The organism is Sphaerospermopsis sp. FACHB-1094 (assembly GCF_014696195.1).
Lineage (GTDB): Bacteria > Cyanobacteriota > Cyanobacteriia > Cyanobacteriales > Nostocaceae > Sphaerospermopsis > Sphaerospermopsis kisseleviana.
Genome location: NZ_JACJPT010000131.1, coordinates 1 through 13,517, shown reverse-complemented (window position 1 = coordinate 13,517; position 13,517 = coordinate 1). Strand labels below are relative to the sequence as shown.

Below are 13,517 nucleotides of genomic sequence, written 5' to 3'. Positions count from 1 at the left end.
TCATAAGTTTTTATCCAACCAATTACGGGTACTTTTACCTTTCTGTAGTCAATTTTTATGACACCATCTAAGGTAAAAGAATCATGTTTACCCTTTTTCTTAAACTTAGGAAACCCTTTACTTTTTTTGAAGAAAGATTTAAAAGCATCTGACAAATATCTTAATGCGTATTGAGGGGCGCATTTAGACACTTCATAATACCAAGGATGGGTAGATTTAATGGCTGCTACTAACCATTTGTGTAAATCTATGGCTGTGGGAAATTTGATTTTTTCTTCTGGTTGCAGTTTGTTATGTAATAATACCTGTTGACAAAGTGCTAAACCTTGATTCCAAGCGTGTCTGGCTACTCCTGCGTGTTGCGCCAGTAGTAGTCGTTGTTGCTTGTTAACTTTGAGTTGGGTTTTGAATCCTAGTAGCATACAGTGATTTTACTGTAATTCTGTCACAAAGCCAAAAGATGACAGGAAATTTTCAGTAAATGTGAGTATTTGTTAGTATTGGTTAAGAAAACAGTAACTAGCTACTAACCTTTAGTAGCTTGAAGGCATTTAAAATTTTTCCAAGTTTAAATTTTTCCTCTATAATATTTACCTGCTTCTTGTTGCTGATCCTGTGTAATTACTCAGAATTTGTAACAGTGAGTTGATCGCATCCACCAACCAGCTATCTACCGTGCAAGATACCGACTCTATGAATGACCTTGCGGCTGCACTGCAACAGCCTGTAGACTTGGATTTTGAATTACCAGATCCAGAAGATGAAGAAATTGCTGAGTCTGACTTTTTACAGCAGTTAGATGTAGCTTGGCAAGTATGCGATCGCTTTGATCTGCAAACAGAAATTTGGCGGGGGCGAATTTTACGCGCTATCCGTGACAGAGAGAAAAAAGGCGGAGATGGGCGCGGTACTGGTTTCCTCAAATGGTTGAAGGAACGGGAAATTAGTAAAACTCAAGCTTATTCTTGGATTCAATTAGCTAATAGTGCTGATACCTTAATTGAAGATGGTAAACTGGACCCCAGTACAGTTAATAACTTTAGTAAACGGGCATTTGTAGAAACCGCCAAAGCTGCACCAGAAGTACAACAGATGGTAAGTGAAGCAGCGCAAAAAGGCGATCGCATCACCCGCAGAGAAGTCCGTCAACTCACGGATGAATGGACAGCCATGTCCTCAGAATTGTTACCGGAACCAGTCAAGGAAAAAGCCGCCGATAATAGCCTTCCTGCCCGCTACATTGCCCCTCTGGTGAAGGAAATGGAAAAACTGCCAGAATTACACCAGAAGGCGTTACAGAGAGAAATAGCGGAAAATCCTGATGTAGATACTTTAAAACAAGCCACTACAGAAGCTAGACAACTAGCAAAATATCTCAAATCTGCTGTCCAGGTGCAAGCACTGACAGAAGAAAATGTGGATATTGAAACTGCATTAGAAGAAGCTCAAAGAATCGGCTGTTTAAGTATAGCAGCAGACTTGGTAAATCAAGCATCCCAAATGGAACAAGGTATAGCTAAGTTATACATGACGTGGAAGAAAATCAGTAACTTAGCTGATAGATTGTATGTTGATACTGGAGCGAGTACACCAAATTTGCGATCGCTCCTGGGTTGTGTTGAACCACTGGGAGGGGAAGTCATGGAAATTAAACTTAGTGGTGCAACAGAACATACTATTAGATTACAAATTCAGGAGACTAATTAGGGACTGGGGACTGGGGACTGGGGACTGGTGACTGGTGACTGGTGACTGGGGACTGGGGACTGGGGACTGGTGACTGGTGACTGGGAACTGGTGACTGGTGACTGGGGACTGGGGACTGGGGACTGGTGACTGGTGACTGGGAACTGGGGACTGGGGAAGAAAATTTTAGATTTTAGATTTTAGATTTTAGATTGGAGTGAACAAAATCCAAAATCCAAAATCCAAAATTGAATTACCAATTACCAATTACCAATTACCAATTACCAATTACCAATTACCAATTACCAATTACCAATTACCAATTACCAATTACCAATTCCCTATTTATATGTTTCTTCCATTTTTTTCGCCAATTCGACATCTAAATTACTGATAGCATTACCGATGTCGTGGGTGACAAGATTCACCTTTACAGTGCTGTAAACATTAGACCATTCGGGGTGATGTCCCATTGTTTCTGCGTAAACACCTGCTGTTACCATCCAACCTAAAGCGGTAGCAAAGTCTTTAAATTTGTATTCTTTGTATAATTTGCCTTCTTTAATTTGCCATCCTGGTAAACTGTTTAGGGCTTGTTGTAGTTCGGTTTCGTTGAGTTTTTGTGCTGCCATGTTCTGGGTTTATACTTTATACAGAGATTTCTAAAGACCTATTTTAACAAATGGGGTATGATAATTTTGATTGTCTGAATCAGGATATTCAGGATTTAAGGATTTACAGGATGTTAGATTAATACCAATTCTCTATGAAGTTGCAGTTAATTTTTTTTACTAACCGCAAAGTACGCAAAGTACACAAAGGAAGACAGTAAATTAAGACGTTAAAGATTTAGTGCAATGTTACAGAGAAATGGTATAGGGATGATTTGTTTGGGGGATAAATAAAGTATACTTGATTTTTATTCTGACTCCTGACTCCTGACTCCTGACTCCTGACTCCTGCTGTACTATCTTTTTCTGTTTTTCCGTTTCCATCTTTTTAGCAATATTCGCAGATAACGAAAATTCAAATAACGCCGATATCGCTGTATTACTTCCTTACCAACAAGTAGCGCACCTAACCAAAATACAATTTCTGCAAAAACCAATAAAGCTGGTACTAATAGGGCTTTTTGGGCAACTGCAAGTGGGAGAAATGGTAAAATGAGAGCGATCGCTAACCAGGGTAAAAATGAGACTATAATTAAAACTAAACCCAGCTTTTGCATCTTTTCTGTTAATGACAGAATTTGAGTTTAGTGTTTTTATGTGTTTGGTTGGAGTGGCTTACTTTACATTAATTTTCATCATCACCAAATTGTTAATCCTGTAAATCCTAAAATCCTGGATATCCTGATTCTGACTAATTCTTAATCCCCGTTGTCGCAATACCGCGAATTAACTGCTTTTGTCCAATCAAAAATAACACCATTACAGGAACAGTAGCAATTGTCACAGCCGCCATCATCAGCGGCCAATTATTGGTAAACAGTTCTTGAAATTCTGCTAAAGCCAGTTGTACAGTTCTTAATTCAGGTTTGGTTGTAAACACCAAAGGTTTAAATAAATCATTCCATTCACCGATAAAGGTGAACAAAAATAGAGTTACTAAAGCGGGACGTGCTAAAGGTAACATTACCTGCCATAAAATTTGCAGTCGGTTTGCTCCATCAATGGCAGCAGCTTCTTCCAATTCTACGGGAATTGTCTGGAAATATTGACGTAACAGAAAAATCCCAAAACCATTAACCGCAGTGGGTAAAATTAAAGCCCAGTAAGTATTTATCATGTTTCCCCACTTCAAAACCAGGAAAATGGGAATCACCAATAACTGAAAGGGAATGACTAAAGTGGCCAGTATAACTAGTAGTATTGCTTGTTTACCCCAAAATTTCAGCCTAGCGAGGGCGTAACCAGCCAGGGCAGATGTGATAATCTGAAAAGCTGTAACTGCGATCGCTACTAAGGTAGAATTAGCAAAAGCCAGTAAAAACTTGCCTCGTTCCCAAGCTTCCTGGTAATTGGCCAAAGTCCAGTTATTTTCTCCCCCAACTCCCGGTGTAGCACCCACAGGAGCAAAGGAAGTGAGAACAACCACGAATAATGGTAGTAAAACTATGAATGCTCCTAGCAGTAACAGTAAAAAGCTCCAAAAGTTCGTGTTTTGCCAATTCCAGTTGAGTTTAGACATGGTTGATAACTTCAAAATCATTGGTTTTTCCTAGTCAGACTATAGAAAACGGGGAATAAAGGATGGAAATACTTGACTTTTGATGGGGTGCTAATTGGTAAAAATTAATCTAATTACCATAACTTCTTGTTAAGTTAAATTAAACAATAGTGATGATTGCCCACAATTGAGTGGGTGAATTAAATTTCAGTAGCAAAATAATTTAGGGGTACGGAGTCAACCTACTATGCAGCAACTTGTTGAACAAACTCAAGAAATTGATTTTCAGAGCGAAAAATACAAAGATGCTTATAGCCGAATTAATGCGATTGTAATTGAAGGGGAAGAAGAAGCATATCATAATTACATCAGATTAGCTGAACTGTTGCCAAATAGTAAAGATGAACTGATCAAGCTTTCAAAGATGGAAAACAAACACAAGAAAGGCTTTGAAGCTTGTGGACGCAATTTATCAGTTACTCCTGATATACAGTTTGCTAAGAAGTTTTTCTCAGGACTGCATGAAAACTTCCAAAAAGCAGCAGCAGACGGTAAAGTTGTGACTTGTCTGTTAATTCAATCTTTAATTATTGAATGTTTTGCGATCGCAGCTTATAACATCTACATTCCTGTAGCTGATGATTTTGCCCGCAACATTACTGAATGTGTAGTTAAAGACGAATATAGTCATCTAAACTTTGGTGAGGTTTGGTTGGAAGCAAACTTTGAAGATTCCAAAGCAGAATTAGAAGCAGCCAACCGTCAAAACCTGCCTATTGTCTGGCAAATGCTCAACAAAGTAGCTGATGATGCTAAAATCTTGGGCATGGAAAAAGATGCCTTGGTAGAAGACTTCATGATTCAATACGGAGAAGCATTAAGTAACATTGGCTTTACAACCCGTGACATCATGCGTCTTTCTGCCTACGGACTGGCAACCGTTTAGGGACACTGGGGAGTGGGGAGTGGGGACTGGGGAGTGGGGACTGGGGACTGGTGACTGGGAAAAAATCAAAACTCCTGAACTCCTGTAACTCCTGACTCCTGACTCCTGACTCCTTTCAGGAATTACTCATTATTCAGACACCTTATATAGTATTTTTAAGAATTAGAGATTATTTCTAATAACCAGCTTTGTATAGCACACGCCTAAAATATCACTAATGTTTGGTCTAATTGGACATCTGACAAGTTTAGAACACGCTCAATCTGTAGCTCAAGAATTGGGATACCCAGAATATGCCGATCAAGGGCTAGATTTTTGGTGTAGCGCCCCGCCGCAAATAGTTGATCACATCACCGTTACCAGCGTAACAGGTCAAAAAATTGAAGGAAAATATGTAGAGTCTTGCTTTTTGCCAGAAATGTTGGCAAATCGGCGGATTAAGGCTGCAACACGCAAAATACTGAATGCTATGGCTCATGCTCAAAAGCATGGTATTGATATTACGGCTTTGGGTGGGTTTTCTTCAATTATTTTTGAGAACTTTAATTTAGAGCAGTTTCAACAAGTCCGTAATGTCACATTAGAGTTTGAACGGTTCACTACAGGCAATACCCATACAGCTTATATTATTTGCCGTCAGGTAGAAGCAGCTTCCCAGCAATTAGGAATAGAACTTTCAAAAGCAACTGTAGCAGTGTGTGGGGCGACTGGTGATATTGGGAGTGCAGTTACTCGCTGGCTGGATAAAAAAACAGATGTCCAAGAACTACTATTGATCGCCCGTAACCAAGAACGTCTGCAAGCACTACAGGCAGAATTAGGACGTGGTAAGATTATGGGTTTAGAAGAGGCACTACCCCAAGCAGATATTGTAGTTTGGGTGGCGAGTATGCCCAAAGGTGTAGAAATTGACCCCACAGTGTTAAAGCAACCATGTTTATTGATTGATGGTGGCTATCCTAAAAACTTAGGGACAAAAATTCAGCATCCAGGTGTGTATGTGTTAAATGGTGGAATTGTGGAGCATTCCCTGGATATTGACTGGAAAATTATGAAAATCGTGAATATGGAAGTTCCAGAACGGCAATTGTTTGCTTGTTTTGCGGAATCAATGTTATTGGAATTTGAGAAGTTATACACTAACTTTTCTTGGGGGCGCAATCAGATTACCGTAGACAAAATGGAATATATTGGTCAACTATCGCTTAAACATGGTTTTAGACCATTATTAGTTTAGAGGCTGGTGATTGGTGATTGGTGATTGGGAAACATGAAAAAAATTGATTACCCAGTCACTATTCCCCAGTCCCCAGTCCCCAGTCACTATTCCCCAGTCCCCAGTCCCCAGTCACTATTCCCTAACTATGGCAACTACTGAACGCAAACCCCTATTATTGGATTTTGAAAAGCCTTTAGCAGAACTGGCTACTCGCATTGATCAAATTCGGCAACTAGCAGATGAAAATGGTGTGGATGTTTCCGGGCAAATTCGCCAACTGGAAACTAGAGCGATGCAACTGCGGGAGGAAATTTTTAGCAGTTTGACACCATCTCAAAGACTGCAAGTGGCAAGACATCCGCGCCGTCCTAGTACATTAGATTACATCCAGGCGATTAGTGATGAATGGATGGAGTTACATGGCGATCGCTGTGGAGGTGATGATCCAGCTTTAGTGGGTGGTGTGGGTCGTTTGGGTGGACAACCTGTGGTGATGTTGGGTCATCAAAAAGGCCGGGATACTAAAGATAATGTCGCCCGGAATTTTGGCATGGCTGCACCTGGAGGCTACCGTAAAGCATTACGGTTAATGGAACACGCCAATAAATTTGGTATGCCCATTATTACCTTTATTGATACCCCCGGTGCTTGGGCGGGGATAGAAGCAGAACATCAAGGACAAGGTGAAGCGATCGCTTATAATTTACGGCAAATGTTTTGTTTTGATGTGCCAATTCTCTGTACCGTCATTGGTGAAGGTGGTTCTGGTGGTGCTTTGGGTATTGGTGTAGGCGATCGCCTCCTGATGTTTGAACACTCGGTTTATACCGTTGCTACCCCAGAAGCTTGCGCTGCTATTTTGTGGAAAGATGCAGCTAAAGCACCCCAAGCCGCAGTAGCATTAAAAATCGTTTCCCACGATCTCAAAAACTTAGGCATTATTGATCAGATTTTACCAGAACCTATCGGTGGCGCTCATTCTGACCCCTTAACCACAGCTACCACCCTCAAACAAGCTTTGTTAGATAATTTGGATGAACTTAACCGCTTAACACCAGCCGAGCGCCGTCAACTGCGCTATGAGAAATTTAGAAAAATTGGTGTGTTTACCGAAATTGCTCAATAAAAATAATAACTATATCTGATTAGCAATTCAACAATGCTATAATTGCCTATAGCTTAAAGATTCTTAACAATCTGAGCAGCTATAGGCATTTTGTTGTGTATTCATGAAACAGCCTGATATAAAAGCCTAATTATTCACGTCAAGACTTTCGGATCTGACAGGTAAGGCTGATAACAGGCAATATACCCATATTGATAAACGATTCTAGCAATATTGAGCATAAAATCAACTGATTTTAAGAATTATTTAACTGATTGGGTAGGTAGTGAATAGCAAAACTGCCAAAAAAATTGGAGATACCATGAGTTTTGAGCAGAAAAGACGCGCTTTAATTACTGGTGCAAGCAGTGGAATAGGCAAAGCAACGGCTTTAGCCTTTGCCAAGGCGGGAATAGATGTTGCTTTAGTCAGCCGTTCTCAGGAGAAGTTAGAAGGGGTAGCAGCAGTAGCAAAAGAAATAGGAGTAGAAGCAAAAGCTTTCACCGTTGATCTGGGTAGTGTTGCCCAAGTAAAAACCAAAATTCAGGCGATCGCCGATGAATTTGGCGACATAGACATTTTGGTAAATAATGCCGGTATAGGATACACTGCCAATTTAAGCGATACTTCCTTAGAAGACTGGCAGCGGGTAATGGATTTAAATATTACCAGCGTCTTTCAGTGCATGATGGCAATTGTGCCAGGAATGAGGCAACGAGGTAAAGGGACAATTATTAACATTGCCTCAATAGCTGCCAAACAAGCTTTTGCTGGTTGGGGGGCTTACTGCGTCAGCAAAGCTGGTTTACTCGCCCTTTCTCAAACATTGGCACAAGAAGAACGAGTCCACGGCATTCGTGTAACAGCAATTTGTCCGGGTGCTGTCAATACTGAAATTTGGGATACGGAAACAGTTAATGTTAACTTTGACCGTACCAAAATGTTAACTCCAGAAATAGTAGCTCAGACAATTCTGCACACTGTTTTATTACCACAAGAAGCAGTCATTGAAGAATTAACATTGATGTCTAATGCTGGTGTTCTTTAATTGTTAGGTGACAGGTGACAGGTGACTGGGGACTGGTGACTGGGGACTGGGGACTGGTGACTGGGGACTGGGGACTGGTGACTGGGAAAAAGATAAATAACCCAATTACCAATTACCAATTACCAATTACCAATTACCAATTACCAATTACCAATTACCAATTACCAATTACCAATTACCAATTACCAATTATCAATTATCAATTGTCAATTATCAATTATCAATTACCAAGACTAATACCATGACTATTGCTAGTTCTAACGGTTCTAATCGCTCACAATCTCCTTTGATTCCTGATTTAGCGCAAGTGATCAGTAGCAGACCTGACCGCAATACCCATAATGGTAAACAGGCAGATTTGCACCCACCCTCAGAGGAAAGCACGGAGCAAATGATGGAAGCCGTGCGGACAATGCTGATCGGTGTTGGAGAAGATCCAGAACGAGAAGGATTATTAAAAACACCAAAGCGCGTAGCTGAAGCTATGAAATTTCTCACCAGTGGTTATAACCAATCCTTAGAAGAACTGGTGAATGGGGCGATTTTTGATGAAGGCCATGAAGAAATGGTGTTAGTGCGAGATATTAATTTCTTCAGTCTTTGTGAACATCATATGTTGCCATTTATGGGTAGAGCGCACGTTGCTTATATCCCGAATCAAAAAGTTGTCGGTTTAAGTAAATTGGCGCGAATTGTGGAAATGTATGCTCGTCGTTTACAAGTTCAAGAAAGACTAACTCGCCAAATTGCCGAAGCAGTGCAAACTATTCTTGAGCCAAAGGGTGTAGCTGTAGTGATGGAAGCTACCCATATGTGTATGGTGATGCGTGGTGTACAAAAACCTGGTTCTTGGACTGTTACCAGTTCTATGGTTGGTGTTTTCCAAGATGAGCAAAAAACCCGTGAAGAATTTTTGAATTTGATTCGTCATCAAGCTGCTTTCTTTTAGGAATTAGCACTTTTTCGATTATTAGCAATATCGCTCATTCTCAAATTTTTTCAGGGGGTGAGTGATATTTTTTTGGTGATGGGTGATTGGGAAGAATGAATTTATTCCCAATTCCCAATTCCCAATTCCCAATTCCCTTGTTATATAACTGAACTTTAGACTAAAAACACAAAATGACTCAGGGAAAATGATCGCTCTCTTTTAGTCTAAAGTCCAGTAGAAAGGCAAGTGTCTATTGGTGCAATGGATACTTCATTAAAACCTTATGATATGGCGGTATTGGCGGCAATTCTTGTCCGGGCTGAAGATTTGCAACAACAAGGATTTTCATGGGTGGGTTTCTGTGAATTAGATTCTGATCTTCAACCTTGGGATAAAAATGGTGTAGCAAAACCTATTCTTAGTGATCTTTATAATGCTTCTCGTATCTGGGTGTATCGAGATTTTTTGGTGGAAGATGTGGATGAACTTCCTGAATTTTGGCTTTCTTAGAATTGATTATCCACACCCTACATAGTATTCTCTACACCTAATATTCAGGTGTTAATAAAAGTAATTGCTGTTTTATTAGTTTTCTGACTCCGTTTAAATCTAACTCTGTTTGTTTGATAATATCGGCTATTTTGGCATCACCATTACATTTCTGCATAAACTCAAATTCCGCATCTGATAATTTGATGATTTGGTAATCATAGTTAAATATACATTTGCTGGGAAACCCATCTATACAAGGGTTGAGTTCTGGCGTTGCTGCTAATAAGCTGTTATCGTCTGTCCAGTCGTATTTGGTTAATGGGGGACGAGTGAGGAAAAATTCGTAATGTGTTACTTCTGGATTCAGTAATTCTATTAGGCGGTAACGTTGGCGTTGGCGTAGCCCGCCGGAGGCATCGCCTAAATTTCCTGCTCTTTCTATTAACTCTGGTGCTTTACCCAATAGTGTTTCTAAATCCCAAAATCCTGGATTAGAAAAACCTACAAAGTCTAATTCTGAAGCGTCTATTAATTCAAATAATGTATCAATATTATAGTCTGTTTCCTGGGGATGTACGTACATATCGGCAAAACATTCATCCCTTTGGTTTTCCATTGCCCATCTTTCTTTTTCTCTCTTGACAAGACGGTTATTTTCTGGTAGAGAGGCAAATATTTTTCTGCCGACTTGCACACCATCCCGATAGTCACCACGTTTGTCACCTTGGAGAAGGGCGATCGCTTTTTGCATTAGTTGTATTTCCCATCTTCCCAATTCTCCATATACAAAAATGTGCATTAATCCACCAGGAGCGAGTTTTTTCGCTAATGCTTGAATACCACGAATGGGATCTGGTAGATGATGAAGCACACCAACGCAGTTAATTAAATCGAATTGTCCTGGTATTTGTTCCACATCGTAAATACTCAGGTGATGAAATTCTACACGGTCAGCGCCAGAACTTTGACAGCGTTTCTTAGCTACTTCTAGAGTACCAGCACTTAAATCAATTCCTACTACCTGCGCTTGGGGGTTGAGATGTACTAAATATTCTGTACCGACTCCTGAACCACAACCAGCGTCTAAGATGCGGATATTTTGGTTTTGTGGTTTTCTACCTGTGCAGAAGTTGTAAGCGGCTAACCAGTTCCACCGCCAATTATATCCTGGTGGTGGTTCATCCAGGATAGGTTCAGGGGGGAAGGGGTAGGTGTCGTAGAGTTTCGCAACAGCAGCACTTACTTGGGAGTCGGACATGATCGGAATTAACGCAGCATTTCTGAGTTTAGCGGATGGGGGGATTTTGGGGAAGGTTAATTGAACAGGTGAATTATTCGTTTTGATTTGACTCAGCTAAAATGTTTTTAATTTCCTGTGGGGTGATATCTTCTAGATATGATTTAGAGTAAATGGTTAATAAAAGTACACTGGTTGGTGATTCAACTTGATAAATGATGCGATAACCAGCACTTTTGCCTTTTTGAATGTTGCTATTTTTAACTCTGACTTTAAAGACGTTGCTTTTGTATTCAGGTGTTAAGTCTATTTCTACTATCGGCAATTCCTTCGACATATATTCCCTCCCACATTTGAGATAGGGGAATACGTTTTCCTATTTTTGCTTCTTGTACTGTTCTTTTTAAACTAGCTTTGATTTCTTCAATGGGAGTATCATCATTATCATTTTCTAATTCATCTGTAGGTTCATTAAAAAGAATGATTACTCTGACTTTTCCGGGTATTTCTACATTCAGTGGTTCGTCTAAAAATAATGCCCCTTTTTCATCAATGTTCCCTGTGACTTCTATTGCTTTCATTTGTTGATCCGGATGGTTATTTATATTTAGTTTAACGATTACTGGCAATTTTGAGTTTCATCACTGACTCTTTTATGAAAAACATTATATGAATGTACTCGGTTTTGGTTGCTACTTGATTTCAGTTTAGGCAAGGTATTGATTCCGTAAAAATACCCATGTTAGATTAGGTGTTAACGAGTATGATCTAAAATATAATGTTTAGCATCTAGTTGTTATTTACCATTTGATTAACCAGGAATATAGATAATGGCGCTTGGTTTACCTGAGTTTGTTGAAAACCCTGAAAATCGTTGTCCGGTAGTTCTGTTATTAGATACTTCTGGTTCAATGTCAGGGCAACCTATAGAGGAGTTAAATACAGGTTTGGCAGCTTTTAAGGAAGATGTATTAAAGGATGCTCATGCTTCTTTAAGTGTGGAAGTGGCTATAGTTACTTTTGGACCTGTGCGACTTATACAAGATTTTGTTACTATAGACCATTTTACACTGCCAAAGCTAGAAGCAGATGGTGTAACGCCAATGGGTGAAGCGATAGAATACGCTTTAGATTTAGTGGAAAAACGTAAACAAACGTATAAGGATAACGGTATTCTTTATTATCGTCCTTGGGTATTTTTAATTACTGACGGTGCGCCTACAGATTATTGGCAAAATGCAGCGCAAAGGGTGAGGGAAGGAGAAGAACAGCGCCGAATGTTGTTTTTTACTGTTGCTGTTCAAAATGCGGATATGAATAAACTCAGAGAAATTGCACCACCTGGGCGGTCTCCAGTGATGTTAAATGGCTTAGATTTTCGTGCTTTATTTGTTTGGCTTTCCACTTCTATGAAACGGGTTTCTAGTGACAAAGTAGGGGAAGCTGTAGCATTACCGCCGGTGGGATGGGGGCAAATTACAACTTAGAGGATGTATAAGTAAGCTATAAGAACCTCCCCCTAACCCTCTCCTAAGAAGAGAGGGAATACGAAAAGATAAGTGGTGAAACGGCGTATTTTAAGGCCTCTCCCCTTGTAGGGAAAAGGTTTGGAGAGGGGTTTTGAGTTACAAATATCCTATAAAATCTAATACAATATACAGGATTTATTAATTGTGAGTTGGAAAGCTATAGCGCGTTTTGCGGTGGGAACGAGTCATCAAGAGCAAAAAATACCTTGTCAAGATTACGGACATTATCGCATTTTTAATGATGTGATTGTGGGTGCGGTTGCTGATGGTGCTGGAAGTGCTAAATATTCTCATATTGGTTCTAAACTAGCGGTAGAAACTACGCTCAAATATCTTTCTACAATTAGTGAGTATCTTCAGCAGCGAAAACGATGTTGGCAGAAGGTTTATCAACCACTTTCAGAGCAAGAAGCAAAAAAGCTTTTTACTAAAACCGTTAATCATGTAATTTCAGATTTAACAAAACAAGCAGCAAATAAAGATTATTCTGTTAATGATTTAGCTTGTACATTATTGGTTTTTATAGCAACTCCTGAATGGGTTGCAGCTATGCAAATTGGAGACGGGTTTATTGTCATGAGTTCTCAAGATACAGAATATCAAATGTTGTTTAAACCAGATAAGGGGGAATTTTTCAACGAGACAACTTTTGTCACTTCAGTGAGTGGACTGGAGGAAATGCAGGTAAAGGTATTTTCAGGAAAGCAAGAATTTATTTGTGCTGCTACTGATGGACTAGAAAAAGTAGCAATTAGATTTAGTGACTGGCAACCTTTCCTGCCATTTTTTAAACCTTTAGAGGCATATTTGCGAGAAACAGAAAATCCTGGATGTGATGGAGAGAATTATATTATGGATTTTCTTGAGTCTGATAGGTTAAATGCTCGTACTAATGATGATAAAACTTTGGTTTTATGTTTGTTTGAAAAAGAGATTTAGTAGACTCAATTAAATGATGGGCGGGCAGGATGCCCAGCCCACAAAAGTTACAGCACTTTCTGGTGTTATGAGGTACACCACGGGCGGGCAAGACTTGTACTGAGCGGTTAGTGAGCTTGTACTGAGCCTGTCCTGAGCCTGTCCTGAGCCTGTCCTGAGCCTGTCCTGAGCCTGTCCTGAGCCTGTCCTGAGCGGTGTCGAAGGGCGGTGTCGAAG

The 13,517-nt window shown here is 39.9% G+C and carries 17 protein-coding genes; 9 read left to right on the top strand and 8 right to left on the bottom strand.

Annotated elements, in window-relative coordinates:
• Positions 1–422 (bottom strand): helix-turn-helix domain-containing protein (locus H6F47_RS24115; protein ID WP_190647570.1); only part of this gene is annotated, 422 nt, incomplete at its 3' end.
• Between the two features lie 253 nt (positions 423–675).
• Between H6F47_RS24115 and H6F47_RS24110 the strand changes: the two genes are divergently transcribed.
• Positions 676–1,707, top strand: coding sequence for a hypothetical protein (locus H6F47_RS24110; RefSeq protein WP_190651339.1), 1,032 nt, complete (start codon positions 676–678; stop codon positions 1,705–1,707).
• A 320-nt stretch (positions 1,708–2,027) separates the two neighbouring features.
• Here H6F47_RS24110 and H6F47_RS24105 read toward each other — a convergent pair whose 3' ends face one another.
• From H6F47_RS24105 to H6F47_RS24095, 3 genes are all read right to left on the bottom strand, one after another.
• Complete coding sequence (locus tag H6F47_RS24105; RefSeq protein WP_096567283.1) at positions 2,028–2,318, bottom strand: 4a-hydroxytetrahydrobiopterin dehydratase; 291 nt, start codon at positions 2,316–2,318, stop codon at positions 2,028–2,030.
• 335 nt (positions 2,319–2,653) lie between these two features.
• Positions 2,654–2,914, bottom strand: coding sequence for a transporter suffix domain-containing protein (locus H6F47_RS24100; protein WP_190348753.1), 261 nt, complete (start codon positions 2,912–2,914; stop codon positions 2,654–2,656).
• 134 nt (positions 2,915–3,048) lie between these two features.
• Positions 3,049–3,876: a carbohydrate ABC transporter permease gene (locus H6F47_RS24095; protein ID WP_096567287.1), complete on the bottom strand. Its 828-nt coding sequence runs from the start codon at positions 3,874–3,876 to the stop codon at positions 3,049–3,051.
• A gap of 226 nt (positions 3,877–4,102) precedes the next feature.
• On the opposite strand from H6F47_RS24095, the gene H6F47_RS24090 reads away from it, so the two are divergent.
• The 4 genes from H6F47_RS24090 to H6F47_RS24075 all read left to right on the top strand — a co-directional run bounded on the left by H6F47_RS24090 (position 4,103) and on the right by H6F47_RS24075 (position 8,173).
• Complete coding sequence (locus H6F47_RS24090) at positions 4,103–4,801, top strand: aldehyde oxygenase (deformylating) (protein ID WP_137668858.1); 699 nt, start codon at positions 4,103–4,105, stop codon at positions 4,799–4,801.
• A 217-nt stretch (positions 4,802–5,018) separates the two neighbouring features.
• Positions 5,019–6,038 (top strand): long-chain acyl-[acyl-carrier-protein] reductase, encoded by a 1,020-nt coding sequence (locus tag H6F47_RS24085; protein ID WP_190348752.1) that lies wholly within the window; start codon positions 5,019–5,021, stop codon positions 6,036–6,038.
• Between the two features lie 127 nt (positions 6,039–6,165).
• The gene (locus tag H6F47_RS24080) at positions 6,166–7,146 is read left to right on the top strand and encodes an acetyl-CoA carboxylase carboxyltransferase subunit alpha (protein WP_096567293.1); all 981 of its coding nucleotides are present in this window, start codon (positions 6,166–6,168) and stop codon (positions 7,144–7,146) included.
• 301 nt (positions 7,147–7,447) lie between these two features.
• Positions 7,448–8,173 carry an SDR family oxidoreductase gene (locus tag H6F47_RS24075; protein WP_137668860.1) on the top strand — a complete coding sequence of 242 codons (726 nt, stop codon included), beginning with the start codon at positions 7,448–7,450 and terminating at the stop codon, positions 8,171–8,173.
• Here H6F47_RS24075 and H6F47_RS28690 read toward each other — a convergent pair.
• The gene (locus tag H6F47_RS28690; protein ID WP_277877034.1) at positions 8,154–8,285 is read right to left on the bottom strand and encodes a hypothetical protein; all 132 of its coding nucleotides are present in this window, start codon (positions 8,283–8,285) and stop codon (positions 8,154–8,156) included. The two genes, H6F47_RS24075 and H6F47_RS28690, sit on opposite strands and share 20 nt — an antisense overlap.
• 129 nt (positions 8,286–8,414) lie before the next feature.
• Here H6F47_RS28690 and folE point away from each other — a divergent pair, with 129 nt between their 5' ends.
• Positions 8,415–9,122: a GTP cyclohydrolase I FolE gene (gene folE / locus H6F47_RS24070; RefSeq protein ID WP_096572641.1), complete on the top strand. Its 708-nt coding sequence runs from the start codon at positions 8,415–8,417 to the stop codon at positions 9,120–9,122.
• A 228-nt stretch (positions 9,123–9,350) separates the two neighbouring features.
• Complete coding sequence (locus H6F47_RS24065) at positions 9,351–9,614, top strand: hypothetical protein (protein ID WP_096567295.1); 264 nt, start codon at positions 9,351–9,353, stop codon at positions 9,612–9,614.
• 37 nt (positions 9,615–9,651) lie between these two features.
• Here H6F47_RS24065 and H6F47_RS24060 read toward each other — a convergent pair whose 3' ends face one another.
• The 3 genes from H6F47_RS24060 to H6F47_RS24050 all read right to left on the bottom strand — a co-directional run bounded on the left by H6F47_RS24060 (position 9,652) and on the right by H6F47_RS24050 (position 11,414).
• Positions 9,652–10,854: a class I SAM-dependent methyltransferase gene (locus H6F47_RS24060; RefSeq protein WP_096572642.1), complete on the bottom strand. Its 1,203-nt coding sequence runs from the start codon at positions 10,852–10,854 to the stop codon at positions 9,652–9,654.
• 73 nt (positions 10,855–10,927) lie between these two features.
• Entirely contained in the window at positions 10,928–11,170 is a 243-nt protein-coding gene (locus H6F47_RS24055) for a hypothetical protein (RefSeq protein ID WP_190651337.1), read from the bottom strand.
• Positions 11,127–11,414, bottom strand: coding sequence for a hypothetical protein (locus tag H6F47_RS24050; RefSeq protein ID WP_096567324.1), 288 nt, complete (start codon positions 11,412–11,414; stop codon positions 11,127–11,129). The genes H6F47_RS24055 and H6F47_RS24050 overlap by 44 nt, the downstream gene beginning before the upstream one ends.
• 249 nt (positions 11,415–11,663) lie before the next feature.
• Here H6F47_RS24050 and H6F47_RS24045 point away from each other — a divergent pair, with 249 nt between their 5' ends.
• Positions 11,664–12,320 (top strand): VWA domain-containing protein, encoded by a 657-nt coding sequence (locus H6F47_RS24045; RefSeq protein WP_190348105.1) that lies wholly within the window; start codon positions 11,664–11,666, stop codon positions 12,318–12,320.
• Positions 12,321–12,506: 186 nt separating this feature from the next.
• Positions 12,507–13,301 (top strand): PP2C family serine/threonine-protein phosphatase, encoded by a 795-nt coding sequence (locus tag H6F47_RS24040; RefSeq protein ID WP_137669447.1) that lies wholly within the window; start codon positions 12,507–12,509, stop codon positions 13,299–13,301.
• Positions 13,302–13,517 lie beyond the last annotated feature (216 nt).

Excerpts from the sequence above, each read along its gene's own strand:
- H6F47_RS24085 (WP_190348752.1), top strand. The coding sequence starts at position 5,019 with ATGTTTGGTCTAATTGGACATCTGACAAGTTTAGAACACGCTCAATCT.
- H6F47_RS24075 (WP_137668860.1), top strand. The coding sequence starts at position 7,448 with ATGAGTTTTGAGCAGAAAAGACGCGCTTTAATTACTGGTGCAAGCAGT.
- H6F47_RS24095 (WP_096567287.1), bottom strand. The coding sequence starts at position 3,876 with ATGTCTAAACTCAACTGGAATTGGCAAAACACGAACTTTTGGAGCTTT.
- H6F47_RS24105 (WP_096567283.1), bottom strand. The coding sequence starts at position 2,318 with ATGGCAGCACAAAAACTCAACGAAACCGAACTACAACAAGCCCTAAAC.
- folE (WP_096572641.1), top strand. The coding sequence starts at position 8,415 with ATGACTATTGCTAGTTCTAACGGTTCTAATCGCTCACAATCTCCTTTG.
- H6F47_RS24060 (WP_096572642.1), bottom strand. The coding sequence starts at position 10,854 with ATGTCCGACTCCCAAGTAAGTGCTGCTGTTGCGAAACTCTACGACACC.
- H6F47_RS24045 (WP_190348105.1), top strand. The coding sequence starts at position 11,664 with ATGGCGCTTGGTTTACCTGAGTTTGTTGAAAACCCTGAAAATCGTTGT.
- H6F47_RS24090 (WP_137668858.1), top strand. The coding sequence starts at position 4,103 with ATGCAGCAACTTGTTGAACAAACTCAAGAAATTGATTTTCAGAGCGAA.
- H6F47_RS24100 (WP_190348753.1), bottom strand. The coding sequence starts at position 2,914 with ATGCAAAAGCTGGGTTTAGTTTTAATTATAGTCTCATTTTTACCCTGG.
- H6F47_RS24050 (WP_096567324.1), bottom strand. The coding sequence starts at position 11,414 with ATGAAAGCAATAGAAGTCACAGGGAACATTGATGAAAAAGGGGCATTA.
- H6F47_RS24055 (WP_190651337.1), bottom strand. The coding sequence starts at position 11,170 with ATGTCGAAGGAATTGCCGATAGTAGAAATAGACTTAACACCTGAATAC.
- H6F47_RS24080 (WP_096567293.1), top strand. The coding sequence starts at position 6,166 with ATGGCAACTACTGAACGCAAACCCCTATTATTGGATTTTGAAAAGCCT.